At 45.5% G+C, this 13,422-nt stretch carries 15 protein-coding genes and 1 riboswitch; of the genes, 14 read left to right on the top strand and 1 reads right to left on the bottom strand.

Translation table 11 applies throughout. The features are described 5' to 3' along the window. Positions 1-219: 219 nt before the first annotated feature. From gpAD87_RS24300 to rsmI, 6 genes are all read left to right on the top strand, one after another. On the top strand, positions 220-663 hold the full coding sequence (locus gpAD87_RS24300) for a YaaR family protein (protein ID WP_024633694.1): 444 nt from the start codon (positions 220-222) through the stop codon (positions 661-663). 9 nt (positions 664-672) lie between these two features. Continuing rightward, the gene (gene holB, locus gpAD87_RS24295; RefSeq protein WP_063567539.1) at positions 673-1,644 is read left to right on the top strand and encodes a DNA polymerase III subunit delta'; all 972 of its coding nucleotides are present in this window, start codon (positions 673-675) and stop codon (positions 1,642-1,644) included. 117 nt (positions 1,645-1,761) lie between these two features. Beyond that, a complete protein-coding gene (locus tag gpAD87_RS24290) occupies positions 1,762-2,562 on the top strand; it encodes a PSP1 domain-containing protein (protein ID WP_024633696.1) in 801 nt (266 codons plus the stop codon). Positions 2,563-2,590: 28 nt separating this feature from the next. Next, positions 2,591-2,959 carry a DNA replication initiation control protein YabA gene (gene yabA, locus gpAD87_RS24285; RefSeq protein ID WP_024633697.1) on the top strand — a complete coding sequence of 123 codons (369 nt, stop codon included), beginning with the start codon at positions 2,591-2,593 and terminating at the stop codon, positions 2,957-2,959. Between the two features lie 85 nt (positions 2,960-3,044). Beyond that, on the top strand, positions 3,045-3,824 hold the full coding sequence (locus gpAD87_RS24280; RefSeq protein WP_064641418.1) for a tRNA1(Val) (adenine(37)-N6)-methyltransferase: 780 nt from the start codon (positions 3,045-3,047) through the stop codon (positions 3,822-3,824). After that, positions 3,825-4,706 (top strand): 16S rRNA (cytidine(1402)-2'-O)-methyltransferase, encoded by an 882-nt coding sequence (gene rsmI / locus gpAD87_RS24275; protein WP_064641416.1) that lies wholly within the window; start codon positions 3,825-3,827, stop codon positions 4,704-4,706. Between the two features lie 291 nt (positions 4,707-4,997). On the opposite strand, the gene gpAD87_RS24270 is transcribed toward rsmI, so the two are convergent. Continuing rightward, a complete protein-coding gene (locus gpAD87_RS24270) occupies positions 4,998-5,252 on the bottom strand; it encodes an AbrB/MazE/SpoVT family DNA-binding domain-containing protein (RefSeq protein ID WP_024633700.1) in 255 nt (84 codons plus the stop codon). Between the two features lie 316 nt (positions 5,253-5,568). Here gpAD87_RS24270 and gpAD87_RS24265 point away from each other — a divergent pair, with 316 nt between their 5' ends. From gpAD87_RS24265 to gpAD87_RS24230, 8 genes are all read left to right on the top strand, one after another. Further along, complete coding sequence (locus tag gpAD87_RS24265) at positions 5,569-6,849, top strand: HD domain-containing protein (protein ID WP_063567542.1); 1,281 nt, start codon at positions 5,569-5,571, stop codon at positions 6,847-6,849. A gap of 328 nt (positions 6,850-7,177) precedes the next feature. Then, positions 7,178-7,948: a TatD family hydrolase gene (locus gpAD87_RS24260; RefSeq protein ID WP_197521513.1), complete on the top strand. Its 771-nt coding sequence runs from the start codon at positions 7,178-7,180 to the stop codon at positions 7,946-7,948. Between the two features lie 241 nt (positions 7,949-8,189). Next, positions 8,190-8,443, top strand: a riboswitch (cyclic di-AMP (ydaO/yuaA leader). Between the two features lie 273 nt (positions 8,444-8,716). Next, the gene (locus tag gpAD87_RS24255) at positions 8,717-9,901 is read left to right on the top strand and encodes a 3D domain-containing protein (RefSeq protein ID WP_064641414.1); all 1,185 of its coding nucleotides are present in this window, start codon (positions 8,717-8,719) and stop codon (positions 9,899-9,901) included. A gap of 156 nt (positions 9,902-10,057) precedes the next feature. Then, positions 10,058-10,603 (top strand): ribonuclease M5, encoded by a 546-nt coding sequence (gene rnmV / locus gpAD87_RS24250; RefSeq protein WP_024633704.1) that lies wholly within the window; start codon positions 10,058-10,060, stop codon positions 10,601-10,603. 4 nt (positions 10,604-10,607) lie between these two features. Continuing rightward, positions 10,608-11,510 carry a 16S rRNA (adenine(1518)-N(6)/adenine(1519)-N(6))-dimethyltransferase RsmA gene (gene rsmA, locus gpAD87_RS24245; RefSeq protein WP_064641412.1) on the top strand — a complete coding sequence of 301 codons (903 nt, stop codon included), beginning with the start codon at positions 10,608-10,610 and terminating at the stop codon, positions 11,508-11,510. Between the two features lie 59 nt (positions 11,511-11,569). Beyond that, positions 11,570-12,466: a sporulation peptidase YabG gene (yabG, locus tag gpAD87_RS24240; protein ID WP_063567545.1), complete on the top strand. Its 897-nt coding sequence runs from the start codon at positions 11,570-11,572 to the stop codon at positions 12,464-12,466. 153 nt (positions 12,467-12,619) lie between these two features. After that, positions 12,620-12,895 carry a biofilm formation stimulator Veg gene (gene veg / locus gpAD87_RS24235; RefSeq protein ID WP_053778931.1) on the top strand — a complete coding sequence of 92 codons (276 nt, stop codon included), beginning with the start codon at positions 12,620-12,622 and terminating at the stop codon, positions 12,893-12,895. 223 nt (positions 12,896-13,118) lie between these two features. After that, positions 13,119-13,295: a small, acid-soluble spore protein, alpha/beta type gene (locus gpAD87_RS24230; RefSeq protein WP_053778930.1), complete on the top strand. Its 177-nt coding sequence runs from the start codon at positions 13,119-13,121 to the stop codon at positions 13,293-13,295. Positions 13,296-13,422 lie beyond the last annotated feature (127 nt).

The raw sequence follows: 13,422 nt of genomic DNA, 5'->3' as shown, positions 1-13,422 counted from the left end.
AAGAATCGCGTTCTCTGTCCGGATAAACTTTTCGATCAGGGAAGATTTTATTTCGGACAGAGGTTGACTAACCAACAAATAGATCCATGTGGTGATATTTAACTACTATTATATATAGAGTATGATCTAGCACATAAATAAGGTCTCCTCCACGCACAGGCGCAACGCGCACTGTGCTGATGGGCGATTGGCCTACTAAGGTAGAAAGCAGGCGTTTCCATGAAAATCAATCCTGGATTCCGACCGATGCAGAGTGGACTCAGTTCTTCCGATTCCGGCTCCAAACCGGTTCAATCCAAAAATTTCTCTGATATGATGAATCACCAGGGTGAACGGGCATCACAGGCTGAACTTACCCGCCGATTAAGTGAGATCCAGATGCAGGGTGACCGTTTGTCTCGTTCCATGACCATTCGTGAATTGAAAGCATACAAGCAGCTTGTAAAAAGATTTCTGGAGGAAACGGTCCGTCGTGGTGTGTCTATGAAAGAGACTCGAGGATGGGATCGTCGGGGAAGAGGGAAACGTTACAAGTTAATTGATGAGATTGACTCTGCCTTATTATCTATGGCTGATGAGCTTTTGGAAACAGAGGAAGGCAAGATTACGTTATTACAGCAAGTAGGAGAAATTCGGGGAATGCTTATTAATTTAAGCTTCTGAGGAGGAAGTATGTCCTTTCAACAAATTATGGGTCAGCAGGCAGCCAAGCAGATGTTACAGAGCAGTTTGAGACGTCATGCCATAAGTCATGCCTATTTGTTTAGCGGACCATCTGGCAGTGGACAATTGCAGACGGCGATCACATTTGCCAAAGCAATATTCTGTACAGAGCTTGAAGATGATGCCTGCGGACAGTGTCTTGAATGTCGTAAGGTGGAACATGGAAATCATCCGGATCTAACCATGCTTGCACCGGATGGGAATAACATTAAAATTGATCAAATTCGGGATCTGCAACGTATCTTTTCGTACCGATCAGAGGCGGGACATCCCAAGGTATATATTATTGAGCAGGCCGAGAAAATGACTGTTCAAGCGGCTAACAGCTTGCTTAAGTTTCTGGAAGAACCTCAGGTGCCCGCGGTAGGCATTTTGATTACGGATAATGGACAGGCGATGCTGCCCACCATTCGTTCACGCTCTCAATTGGTTCCTTTCAGTGCTCTGAATCCGGAAGAGATGCTGCAATCGCTGATTGCGGAAGGGCACCCTGCCAATCTGGCTCGCTCTGCCGTCCATTTAGCGTCAGGACTGGAAGCATGTAGAGAAATTCTCCAGCAGAATTGGTTTGCAGAAATTAGAAACGTAATGTTACAATTAGGGAAGGAGTCCCTGGGTAGAGGAAGTACATCATTGATCTCTGCACAGCAGAAGCTTTTTAAAACCGGACTCTCAGAACACCTGGATACGATGCTTAGCCTGTTCCATTTATGGTTCAGGGATATGCTGTATGTCCAGTATGGTAGGCATGAACATATCGTTTTTATAGATCAGTTGGACATGCTGTCTCAGTTGGCCCATACCCGCAGCACCGAGCAGTGGGTTTCCTACATGGATATGGCCGCAGCATGCAGAAAAAAATTGCGTTTCAATGTCAATGGCCAGCTTTGTCTGGAGCAATTTTTGATCGGTTTGGCATAAGACTGGGAGAGGACAGATTTTGTTCCAATCATATGCAAACGGTTATAACTTCGGCGGGTTCCCTAAGAAGACAGGGCTTCAGACGAAGTGGGATTGGCTTACGAGGGGGTTAATTTTTTGTACAGTGTAGTGGGTGTCCGTTTCAAAAAAGCGGGCAAAATTTATTACTTCGATCCCCTGGACCTTCCCATTGAAAAAGAAAACTGCGTTATCGTGGAGACAGCGCGGGGGGTAGAGTACGGTAAGGTTGTCGTTGGCAAGAAAGAAGTAGGCGAGTCTGATGTGGTGTTGCCGCTCAAAAAGGTCATCCGGGTAGCGGGCGAGACAGATGCCCGTGTCGTAGATGAGAACAAGCGTGCAGCAAAAGAAGCATTCGGTACTTGTTTAAATAAAATCAAAGACCACGGCCTCAAAATGAAGCTGGTCGATGTGGAATTTACGTTTGATCGCAATAAAATTATTTTTTATTTTACAGCTGAAGGAAGAGTAGATTTCCGGGAGTTGGTCAAGGATCTGGCAAGCATTTTCCGGACACGGATCGAACTGAGACAGATCGGTGTACGTGATGAAGCAAAGATGCTTGGAGGGATCGGACCTTGCGGCCGAGTATTATGTTGTTCTTCCTGGCTGGGAGACTTTGAGCCGGTATCAATCAAGATGGCTAAAGATCAGAGCCTGTCACTGAATCCGACGAAAATTTCCGGGTTGTGCGGAAGACTCATGTGTTGTCTGAAATTTGAGCATGATAACTATGAAAGTGTGAGAGAAGAATTGCCGGCTGTAGGCAAGTTGGTCGTCACCTCTTTGGGTGAAGGAAAAGTTGTCGGCATCAATGCCGGTAATCGCACAGTCCATGTTCAATTGTTCGACATCAGTAAAGTCAAAGAACTTCCGCTGGATGACGTCGTTATCAAGTAAACCATAAAGGTTGCTTCGGGGTGGAAACTTGGAAAAGAAAAATCTGTTTACGCACATTCATGAAATGGAAACCCAATTGGGTCAGTTGCACAGTGATTTAGGAGAGTTAAAAATGATTGTTAAAGAGCTGCTTGAAGATAATCAACGGCTTACCATCGAGAATGAGCAGTTACGCAAACTGCTGAAGCGTGAGGCCCCGGCAGATTTGCCCATCGCATCGGCGCTCGCACCAGTAGCAAGGCCTGCGGGTCCAGCTACTGGTGAAGATGTTGTAGGTGAAGGGTATGATAATCTGGCTCGGTTGTATCACGAAGGATTCCATATCTGCAATGTCTATTATGGACATTTGCGGACGGAAGGCGATTGTCTGTTCTGTCTGTCTTTTTTGAATAAATGAAGTGGCCGTAGGGATCCCCTACGGTTTTTTTTCAAGGTTAAGAACCTTGTCTGAGACATAGAGTACCGGAGGATGAGAGTATCATATGACAGAAATTTCAGTAAAACTGCAAGATTCGGAGCGAATCGACGATTTGCTCTCTCATGATTTGAAGATTATTCAAAGTGATGAAGTGTTTAGTTTTTCGATGGATGCCGTATTGTTGGCCCGATTTGCTTCAGTACCGAAACGTGGTCGTGTGCTTGATCTGTGTACAGGCAATGGGGTTGTTCCCATTCTGTTGACCACACGAACACAGGCGAGTCTGGAAGGCATTGAAATTCAGCCGCGATTGGCAGATATGGCACGTCGCAGCGTTCAACTGAATGCATTGGAAGAATCCATTACGATCCATGAAGGTGATTTGCGTGAACTCGTGAAAGAAACGGGCCATGCTGTATACGATGCTATAACGGTTAACCCTCCGTATATGCCCTTGAATGGAAGTGACCTCAAGATGAACACTCATCAGGCAATGGCACGCCATGAAATCGGTTGTACGCTGGAGGAAGTCATCCAGGCCTGCAATCGACTGGTGCGCAATGGCGGTAAAGTATCCATGGTTCATCGCCCACAGCGTCTAGGAGAGATCATCTCTCTGATGCGTGAGTACAAACTTGAACCGAAGCGGATTCGGATGGTACATCCCCGTGCTCATTTGGAAGCCAATATGGTGTTGATTGAAGCGCTCAAGGATGGGAAACCGGAGGTACGCATGCTTCCACCACTGATTGTCTACAATGAAGAGGGGAAATACTGCGAAGAAATCATGGACATATATTACGGTGCACAGCATGCAGAATGTACAACGGAAGGAGGACTATAGATGACATTGCATATTCAGAAGAGCTACGCGGAGCAGTCGGGTGATGCCGGTAAACTATATTTGGTAGGAACACCAATCGGTAATCTGGACGATATGACCTTTCGAGCAATTAAAACACTGCAGAGCTGTGACATCATTGCAGCGGAGGATACTCGTCAGACCCGAAAGCTGCTTACCCATTTTGAAATTACACCATCGATGTTGTTCAGTTACCATGAGCATAACAAGGGAGCTAGTGGGCCTGAACTAATACGCTATATAATAGAAGGAAAAAATTTGGCACTCGTCAGTGATGCCGGTCTGCCGGCCATTTCGGACCCTGGTTCCGATCTTGTAAAACTTGCGCTTGAAGCTGGAATTACGGTCATTCCCATCCCTGGAGCCAATGCCGCGTTATCAGCTCTGATCGTATCTGGTTTACCGACGGAGCGTTTCACATTCGGCGGCTTTTTGCCGCGGGAGAAAAAAGACATGCGAAAAGTGATGGAAGCTTTTAATGAGTCCAACGGTACGTTGCTATTTTATGAGTCCCCTCACCGTATTCGCAAAAGTTTGGCTTATCTCGAAGAGATTCTGGGTGATCGGTCGATCGTACTGGCGCGTGAGCTAACGAAACGTCATGAGGAGTTCGCAAGAGGCAGTATCCAAGAGTGCATAGAATGGCTTGAGGAACACCCGCCACTTGGGGAATATTGTTTGCTTGTAGAAGGTATCAGGGAAGAAGAGCGTAAGGCGGAGCGGGAAGCCTGGTGGCAACTGCTGTCCTTGGAGGATCATGTGAGCCACTATGAGAATGAAGGACTTAGTCGTAAAGATGCGATGAAGAAAACTGCAACGGATCGAGGTCTGACGAAACGAGATGTATATAACGCGTTAATCTAATAACGAATCAACAAATACATGCTGGAATAGGGAACATAAACTTAAAGGAACCTTAGATCCAACCTTAATGGAATATGAAAACGAGCAGAGCGGAGAAAAAAATATATTACGAATGTCACCGCTCTTCTTTTTGGGGTTGGACAGACTCTTAGCTCGATTTTTTAGGTAATGAAAACCAATAACAAAGCAAAAAAATACCTTCCAGCGGTGGGGTTCACACCGGGAAGGCGATCAAGGAATATAAAAAGGTTAGAAATAACAATTTAATAAGACCATTATACCTGATATTTCTTATTTTGTCACAGGTGCAGGGATTTCGGAAATACATTCGTTACAAACAATTTTACCTTTGAAATAAGTAACGTTCTCTGCATTGCCACAGAAGATACAAGCTGGTTCGTATTTTTTCAACATGATGCGCTCGCCGTCAACATAGATCTCAAGAGCATCTTTTTCACCAATACCGAGCGTACGGCGCAATTCGATTGGAATAACTACCCGTCCCAGTTCATCCACTTTTCTTACAATACCTGTTGATTTCATCATTATAATCAGTGCTCCTCTCAGCTAACGATCATTGTCATTATTCGACATTATTTTATGTTTTATGATACTCATCATACCAACGATTCCCAAAACAGTCAACCTTAAAATTAGCTTAAAATAAAGGCTGTTTTTGATAAGATTACGAGTGGTAAGGGATTGGAAGCCATTTTTCGTATTTAAACATCAATGTCAGCTTTGTCGATTTGGAAAACGACAAAACTACCTTATTCGACAAGATTCGTCAAAGCGTGTCGAATTCTTGGTGGTATATACTGAAAAGCGACAAATACAAACGATATTTAAAGGAGTGATAGACATGGAACAGCGTTTAACGGAAGAAAAGGTGTTTAAAGATCCGGTACATAATTATATCCATGTGCAAGATCCGATTATATGGCAGTTGATCAACACGCCTGAGTTTCAACGTTTACGCCGAATCCGTCAATTGGGAACATCGTTTCTTACTTTCCATGGTGCAGAGCACAGCCGCTTCTCACATTCCTTGGGTGTCTACGAAATTACACGTAAGATTATTTCCCAATTCGAAAGAAGTCACTATTCAGATTGGCCAAAGGAGGAAAAAACGGTAGCCCTTTGTGCAGCATTGCTCCATGATCTTGGACATGGGCCATTCTCTCACTCTATAGAAGAAGCTTTCGATATGAATCATGAGGATTGGACTTGTCGGATCATTACAGGTGATACCGAAGTAGGGGCGATCTTAAGACGGTATGCTCCTGATTTTCCCGAGAAAGTGGCTTCTGTTATTCAAAAAACGTATGAGCAACCTATTGTTGTTAATTTGGTTACCAGTCCGCTAGATGCGGACCGCATGGATTACTTGCTTCGGGATGCCTACTTTACAGGTGTAAACTATGGGACGATTGACCTTGACCGTATCTTGCGTATGCTGCGTCCATATCACGGACGAATTGTGGTCAAGGAGTCGGGCATGCACGCCGTGGAGGATTACTTGATGTCCAGGTACCAGATGTACTGGCAAATTTACTTTCATCCAGTTACCCGAAGTTCGGAAATTATATTGCGGCAAATATTTAAGCGGGCAAAAAGTCTCATACAGCAAGGTTTCAAATTCCGCTTCATGATTGATCCACTACCCCAGTTATTCGCTGGAGATCTATCGGTGGATGAATATTTACAACTGGACGAAGCTTTGATTCAGACGGCATTTATGCAGTGGCGCAAAGAGGACGATACTGTTCTAAGTGAGTTATGCGAACGATTTATAGATCGCAAATTATATAAGTATGTAGAGATTGAACAGATCGACGTAAACATGATTGAAGAGATTCGGGAAGCCTTCACTGTAGCCGGTCTCAATCCCGAGTATGATCTAGAAATTGATTTTCCAACGGATAATCCGTATGATGTGTTTCGTCCGGATGAATCCACGGACAAGCAGATTTTGCTGCTTGATCGGCAAGACAAGTTACATGAGTTGTCAGAGGTGTCCGACATTGTCCGTTCAATCAGTGGTCTTCATCGCGGAAAACATCATTTGTATTATCCGCAGAATAAGGTGGATGCGATTGTTCATGAATTACCGTCCCATATACGCCCCTATTTCTCCCATTAAATGATGCGCAATGCTGTTCAAGAATCATGATGTAAAAAAGCTTTCGAAAAGAGCTATTTTTCATGATACAGTAATCTGCTTTAATGGAGAGTACATGTAGATCGACATAATTTTGTAATCAAAGTAATTAGAATACAACCCGATTGCCTAAAAATGAGCACATATAGATATGAAGGAACTTGTTCGTTCTACATGTTGTGCTCAACAAACAATGAAAGAAATATAAAAAAAACATGATCCAATTTAGTAATAGTTATGTTCTGGTTAAGACTGCAGGATGGATTAAAAAGAGATAGTCGTTTATTCGACATGAAGGGAGAAATACAGCATGATGTTGTTCGACACACATACACACCTGGATGCACCACAATTCGACGAGGACCGCGAGGAAATGATTCAGCGTGCTGTGGATGCAGGCGTTGGTCGCATGATTAATGTGGGCTTTAACCGGGAGACCATTCCAACCACGATGAAGCTGGCTGAAACCTATGATTTTATATATGCTGCCGTAGGCTGGCACCCAGTGGATGCAATCACAATGCAAGAGGGTGATCTGGAATGGATTGCATCTTTATGCAAGCATGAAAAAGTGGTAGCCATCGGTGAAATTGGTCTAGACTATTACTGGGACACTTCACCGAAAGAGGTTCAACATCGCGTATTACGACAACAGATTGGTCTTGCCCGTGAGTTGAATATGCCGATTGTCATTCACAACCGGGATGCGCATGAAGATATTGTAAAGATTCTGCGTGAAGAGAAAGCTGGAGAAGTAGGCGGTGTCATGCATTCCTTCTCTGGCAGCTGGGAAACGGCGAAAATGTGTCTGGATTTAGGCTTTCATCTTTCCTTCGGAGGGCCAATCACGTTCAAAAATGCAAAGCAACCCAAAGAGGTACTTGAGAAGGTTCCTATGGACCGATTTTTCATCGAAACGGACGCTCCTTATTTAACACCGCACCCTTATCGTGGAAAACGAAATGAGACAGCGCATGTACGTCTGGTTGCAGAAGCAGCTGCGGAAATTAAAGGCATTTCGATAGAGGAAATTGCAGCAATAACGACCAAAAATGCCATGGAACGATTTGGGATTCGTTAAAAGATCGAGCAAAACGGGTGAAAAAGTGAGTTAGGCGGAGTTAATTTGCTTTTTGATCCAAATAAATCAAGAATATTACAATATTTTAACCAAATATTTAGAAAAACGTACTTGAACAACGCTTTACAACATGCATAGAAACAGGATATCATCTTTTCAGTGAATTGTTGTGCGGAAAATTGGACAGATGTTCGGGGGATGAACAAAGGGACACTTTCCGATGAAACAACATTACTTTCATGAATCAGTCTCGCTGAGTCTCCGTTAACGGAGAGCGGGGGAACCAATAGGGCTTAAACATCGGTGATTGCAGCCGATGCGCAACATGCGCTGACCCAAAAGCAGCGTATGAATCTGCGAAGCCGTATTTGATTTCTTCTTTGGGTCTCGGGGTGAATTCAAGGGCGTCCGCCATGAGCGGATGACCGGAGATAGGGCGGCTCTCTTTCGCCCGAACCCGACAGCTAACCTCGCAAGCGGAAAAAGAGAGGCAACCTCGTGCATGAATTTCCGATATTCAGAATCATTCGGAAGCCACGAAAGAGTTCCTCTTAAACTCTTTCTTTGGCTTTTTTGTTTTTGAATAAAAGAAATACTGTCATCATACGGTAAGTATTCAGGAGGATGACATCATGTTGCGAAGATTGATTCATGGTGCAGAACCGGATTATGTTGGTCCGATCTGTGTTCTGTAGAAAATTTGGTATAGTCGCGTCAAAGACATCATGCATTACTTTAGACGGCGAGGCTATGAAGGAGGACGGAGAAGTGGGCACATTCCAACCAGAAGAGACCCATGAGTCACGATCATCCAGTAAGTCTTTCGCGTTGCGGTGGAAGCATGAGAACTTGCGTCAAATGGCATTGATCGCGATTTTCTCAATTGCGCTTACAATCATGATCTTGTTAGTCGTTTACGGTCAGGCCGGGAAACAAATTTCACTGGTTATTGATGGCAAAGCTCAAGCGGTAGAGACTCGTACAGGAATGCTTCAGGAAATGCTGGAGGAGCAGTCAATCACAGTCAGCCCTCACGATCAGGTATCCATGCCCTTGAATGGGGCGATCACAGATGGAGACCGCATCGTTATTGAGCGGGCCGTTCCAGTTAATATTACGGCAGACGGGGACACCAAGACTCTGTATACAACCGATTCATCGGTAAAAGATGCGATTAAAAAATCAGGTATTCAAATTGCAAATGAAGACAAAGTATATCCGGCGCTTGGAACCACTATTGAAGCGGATATGAAAATCCGTGTAGTGCGGGTAACAAAGCGTACGGTGGAAGTGGAACATCCGATTGCTTATAAAGTGATCAAAACGGCTGACCCTAGCTTGTACAAAGGCGACAATCGTGTCGTTGTGAGCGGTAAAGAAGGCACACTTGTACAGCATATTGAAAAAGTGTTTCAGGATGGAGAATTGGTCTCCAAAAAAATGGTGGGTAAATCGGTCGCAACGAATCGCGTCGATAAAGTGATTGCCATTGGTACCAAAGCCAAACCTGTTGTGAAAGAGCCAGTGATTCAGACGGTATCGGCGCAGACTTCCACGACAAAAACAGCAACAACCACGAACTCGAAGAAAACCGCTGCCTCGGGCAGCAAAGTAATTACCGTCTCAGGCAGTTCTTTTAAATATTCAAAAGTCTTGAAAAATGTATCCATGACGGCATACTCTTCTGAAGAGCCTGGTATCGGCACAAAAACAGCTTCAGGTACTCGGGTAACTGAGGGACGTACCATTGCGGTTGATCCCAAAATCATTCCGATTGGCTGGTGGGTGTATATCGAGGGCCTTGGCTTCCGTCGCGCGGAAGACACAGGTGGTGCCATTAAAGGCAACAAAATTGATGTGTATTATGATAGTGTGAAGCATGCCCTGAACTTCGGACGGAAGAAAGGCAAGACGGTATATGTGATTGGTCCGGTGAAGCCGGAAGCGAACTAAAATCGTTTTACTTTGAAATGGGAATGCTATAAAATATAAGCATGAATGATTCATGCGGAATATGCGGCGGAGGGGTCTGAATTCAGTCTCCCCCGCCGTTTGGCAGAGAAGAGGGATATTCCTCTTCTTTTTGCGTTAGAAAGGAAGAAATGGAACATGATAAAAGAAGTGATCGTGGTAGAAGGCCGTGACGATACCGTAGCCATTCGACGTGCGGTTCAGGCAGATACGATCGAGACTGGTGGGTCCGCCATCAACCAGCGCATTCTAAAGCGGATCGCACTTGCTCAAGAGAGACGTGGTGTCATCGTACTGACAGACCCGGATCATGCTGGTGAACGTATTCGTAAAATTATCGCCAATAAAGTACCTGGTTGCAAGCATGCTTTCATCCCTGAGGCGGATGCTACGCGTAAAGGCGACATCGGGGTGGAGAACGCCTCACCGGAGGCGATTCGTCATGCATTGGCACGTGTGCACACGTCATATGAAGGCGCACCCAGTCTGATTGATTGGGAGGATCTGATTGCGGCGGGACTGATTGTGCACCCACAGGCTGCTGCACGTCGTATGGAGATGGGCAATCTGCTGGGCATAGGTTATTGCAATGGCAAACAGTTCCACAAGCGGTTGAGTGTATTCCAGATTACCCGGGAAGAGTTCTCCGAAGCATTATCGCAAATTGAACGTGAAGGATTGTGAGCGTATGAAAGGCATGGAAGAAACCGTAGAAATTGCAACACCCAAACGAACCAAAGAAATTATTCAAAGACACGGATTTTCATTCAAGAAGAGCTTAGGTCAGAACTTTCTGATCGATCAAAATATATTGAACAAAATTGTAAATGCAGCTGATTTGGACGAGTCCAAGGGCGCACTTGAGATCGGACCAGGGATCGGCGCACTCACAGAACGTCTGGCTCGGGTAGCCGGTCCTGTAACGGCTGTAGAGATTGATCAGCGATTGATCCCGATTCTGGGTGAAGTGATGCAGCCTTATCCAAACGTTCGTGTGCATCACGGGGATGTGCTGAAGCTGGATCTAGCTGAGTTGTTCCGCACCGATTTTGGAACGGTAAATAAAGTGAGTGTTGTAGCCAATCTGCCTTATTATGTAACGACGCCAATCATGATGAAGCTGCTCGAAGAGAAGCTGCCTGTAGACAGCATTGTGGTCATGATCCAGAAGGAAGTGGCTGAACGCATGGCTGCTGCACCAGGATCAAAGGACTATGGCAGTCTGAGCATTGCGGTTCAGTACTACAGTATGCCGGAATTGGTCTGTATTGTTCCGCCCACGGTCTTTATTCCGCAGCCTAATGTGGAATCGGCTGTAATTAAGTTAAAGGTGCGTGAACAACCACCGGTTGAAGTTCCCGACGAGGCACATTACTTCGAAGTCGTACAGGCTTCCTTTGCGCAGCGTAGAAAAACCATCTCCAATAATCTGAAAGCCCGTTTCTTCACGAAGGAGAACAGAGAACAGGCTGATCAGTTGTTGGAGCAGGCCGGTATTCAGCCTTCAAGACGGGGAGAAACATTGAGCCTGCAGGAGTATGCGACACTCAGTACCGTAATGTGGGAAGCTGGGGTACGATCAGCTCTGTAAAATTCGGATGAACCAATCCGGGTTTCTGCCCATACGATGGGGTAGAGGTGATTATGTTGATGAATATCGGAGACTTGGTCGTTCGAAAGTCATACGGTGGAGATGTGACTTTCCGGTTGGAAGGCCTCCAGTCGGACGGTGCCATCATTAAAGGGACCGAGTTCCGGCTGTTAGCCGATTCCCCTGTGGACGATTTGATACAGGTTCCTTATGAACCGCAGAGTGCGAAGACGAGGCAGGCCCATGTGAAGGCACATCAGACGCTCTCACGCCTGCAGCAAAATCGAATGGAACAGGCGGAGCGCAATCGTGAAGGTTTGGTTCAGGAATGGTCTGTTCAACAAGACCCGGCTTATTTCGAGATGCCTGGCAAAGTGCTGCACTTGGATGGCGATCCTAATTATCTAAAAAAAAGCATGAACCTTTATGAGCAGCTTCGTGTTCCCGCAGAGGGTCAATATGTACACGAGTCTGCCATGGCGGACACTTTATATCGTCTGCTGCCCAAAGTGCGTCCGGATATCGTTGTCATTACTGGCCATGACGGGGTACTCAAGACCCGTCAGCCCTATGACTTATATAGTCTGGGAAGCTACAAGAATTCGCAGAACTTTGTATCCGCTATTCAGGTGGCTAGGCAATATGAACGTCATCTCGATGCGCTCACGATTGTAGCTGGCGCGTGTCAGTCCCACTTTGAGGCCTTGCTGCGGGCTGGAGCGAACTTTGCCAGTTCACCAGGACGAATTCTCATCCATGCCCTGGACCCGGTCTATGTGGCAGCTAAGGCAGCCTTCACGTCGGTGCGGGAAACGGTGAACATGAATGACATTTTGCATAACACGATTAGTGGTAGCCAGGGTGTGGGTGGCGTAGAGACACGGGGAAGTTATCGGGTAGGTCTGCCCGGATTGAACGATCTATCCACGTTAAAAGTGAATCCATCAGCCGTCTAATGATGGCAGAAGAAAGTCCCATTTAGGGGCTTTTTTTGTTTGCAAAAAAATTCATTGACAACAACTTTTTGATACTGATATAATAATTAGTTTTGATTTGACAATGACTGTAAAATCCGGTATAATGGACAAGAAAAGAGGTGGTCGTCGACAATGGCTAAAAATACGCTATTGGATATCAAACGCAATCTCGATGCACATATCGGTCAGAAAATTATGCTGCGGGCTAATGGTGGCCGCCGTAAGACCATTGAGCGTACGGGTGTATTGGAAGAAACGTACCCTTCTGTTTTTATTGTCAAGCTTGATGAGGAGCAAGAAACTTTCAAGCGAGTATCCTACAGTTATGCTGATATACTTACGGAATCGGTGGAAGTCATGGTATTTGATCCAGGCAGCCAGACGCATAGCTCTTACATGGAGACGTAAGTATCGATTTACGGCGATTTTGCCCCCTTGGGCAGGTCGCTTTTTTTATTTTTGCAATAATCCCGCTCGATTCATCGGAGAGGCATAGTTGATCAGGAATGAGTCTGGGGAAGAAGCGGCATACTATTTGGACAGGTTCAAGGCATTTTTCTTAGCCTGGGGGCAAATAGTCCCGGATACAAATGGACTTATCATGAATGAACTATTTCGAGGAGGATGACCCATGAGCCGGAGAAGAAGAAGTGTAATGTCGGATGAACTCAAGAATGAACTGGCAAAAGACCTAGGATTCTATGATACCGTCCAGCAGGAAGGTTGGGGCGGGATCAAAGCGAAGGATGCGGGCAATATGGTGAAACGGGCCATTCAACTTGCGGAAGAAGCGGCACGCAAATCGTAATCCGGTTCAATCGGTTTGGAGAGCGGGGCAATCCGGCAGGAATGACCTCGCTTTTTCCCCATGGATGCGGAATAGAAATGACTTGACAGCCCCATTTTGATATAATATGTTAAGTTGTCTTAGGGAA

It is taken from the genome of Paenibacillus sp. AD87 (assembly GCF_001659845.1).
Classification (GTDB): Bacteria; Bacillota; Bacilli; order Paenibacillales; family Paenibacillaceae; genus Paenibacillus; species Paenibacillus marchantiae.
This window is presented reverse-complemented; position numbering and strand designations above follow the sequence as displayed.

What these genes read in the sequence shown, in the direction of transcription:
- gpAD87_RS24300 (WP_024633694.1), top strand. Translation starts at nt 220, where the DNA reads ATGAAAATCAATCCTGGATTCCGACCGATGCAGAGTGGACTCAGTTCT.
- holB (WP_063567539.1), top strand. Translation starts at nt 673, where the DNA reads ATGTCCTTTCAACAAATTATGGGTCAGCAGGCAGCCAAGCAGATGTTA.
- gpAD87_RS24280 (WP_064641418.1), top strand. Translation starts at nt 3,045, where the DNA reads ATGACAGAAATTTCAGTAAAACTGCAAGATTCGGAGCGAATCGACGAT.
- rsmI (WP_064641416.1), top strand. Translation starts at nt 3,825, where the DNA reads ATGACATTGCATATTCAGAAGAGCTACGCGGAGCAGTCGGGTGATGCC.
- gpAD87_RS24270 (WP_024633700.1), bottom strand. Translation starts at nt 5,252, where the DNA reads ATGATGAAATCAACAGGTATTGTAAGAAAAGTGGATGAACTGGGACGG.
- gpAD87_RS24265 (WP_063567542.1), top strand. Translation starts at nt 5,569, where the DNA reads ATGGAACAGCGTTTAACGGAAGAAAAGGTGTTTAAAGATCCGGTACAT.
- gpAD87_RS24260 (WP_197521513.1), top strand. Translation starts at nt 7,178, where the DNA reads ATGATGTTGTTCGACACACATACACACCTGGATGCACCACAATTCGAC.
- rnmV (WP_024633704.1), top strand. Translation starts at nt 10,058, where the DNA reads ATGATAAAAGAAGTGATCGTGGTAGAAGGCCGTGACGATACCGTAGCC.
- rsmA (WP_064641412.1), top strand. Translation starts at nt 10,608, where the DNA reads ATGAAAGGCATGGAAGAAACCGTAGAAATTGCAACACCCAAACGAACC.
- yabG (WP_063567545.1), top strand. Translation starts at nt 11,570, where the DNA reads ATGAATATCGGAGACTTGGTCGTTCGAAAGTCATACGGTGGAGATGTG.
- veg (WP_053778931.1), top strand. Translation starts at nt 12,620, where the DNA reads ATGGCTAAAAATACGCTATTGGATATCAAACGCAATCTCGATGCACAT.
- gpAD87_RS24230 (WP_053778930.1), top strand. Translation starts at nt 13,119, where the DNA reads ATGAGCCGGAGAAGAAGAAGTGTAATGTCGGATGAACTCAAGAATGAA.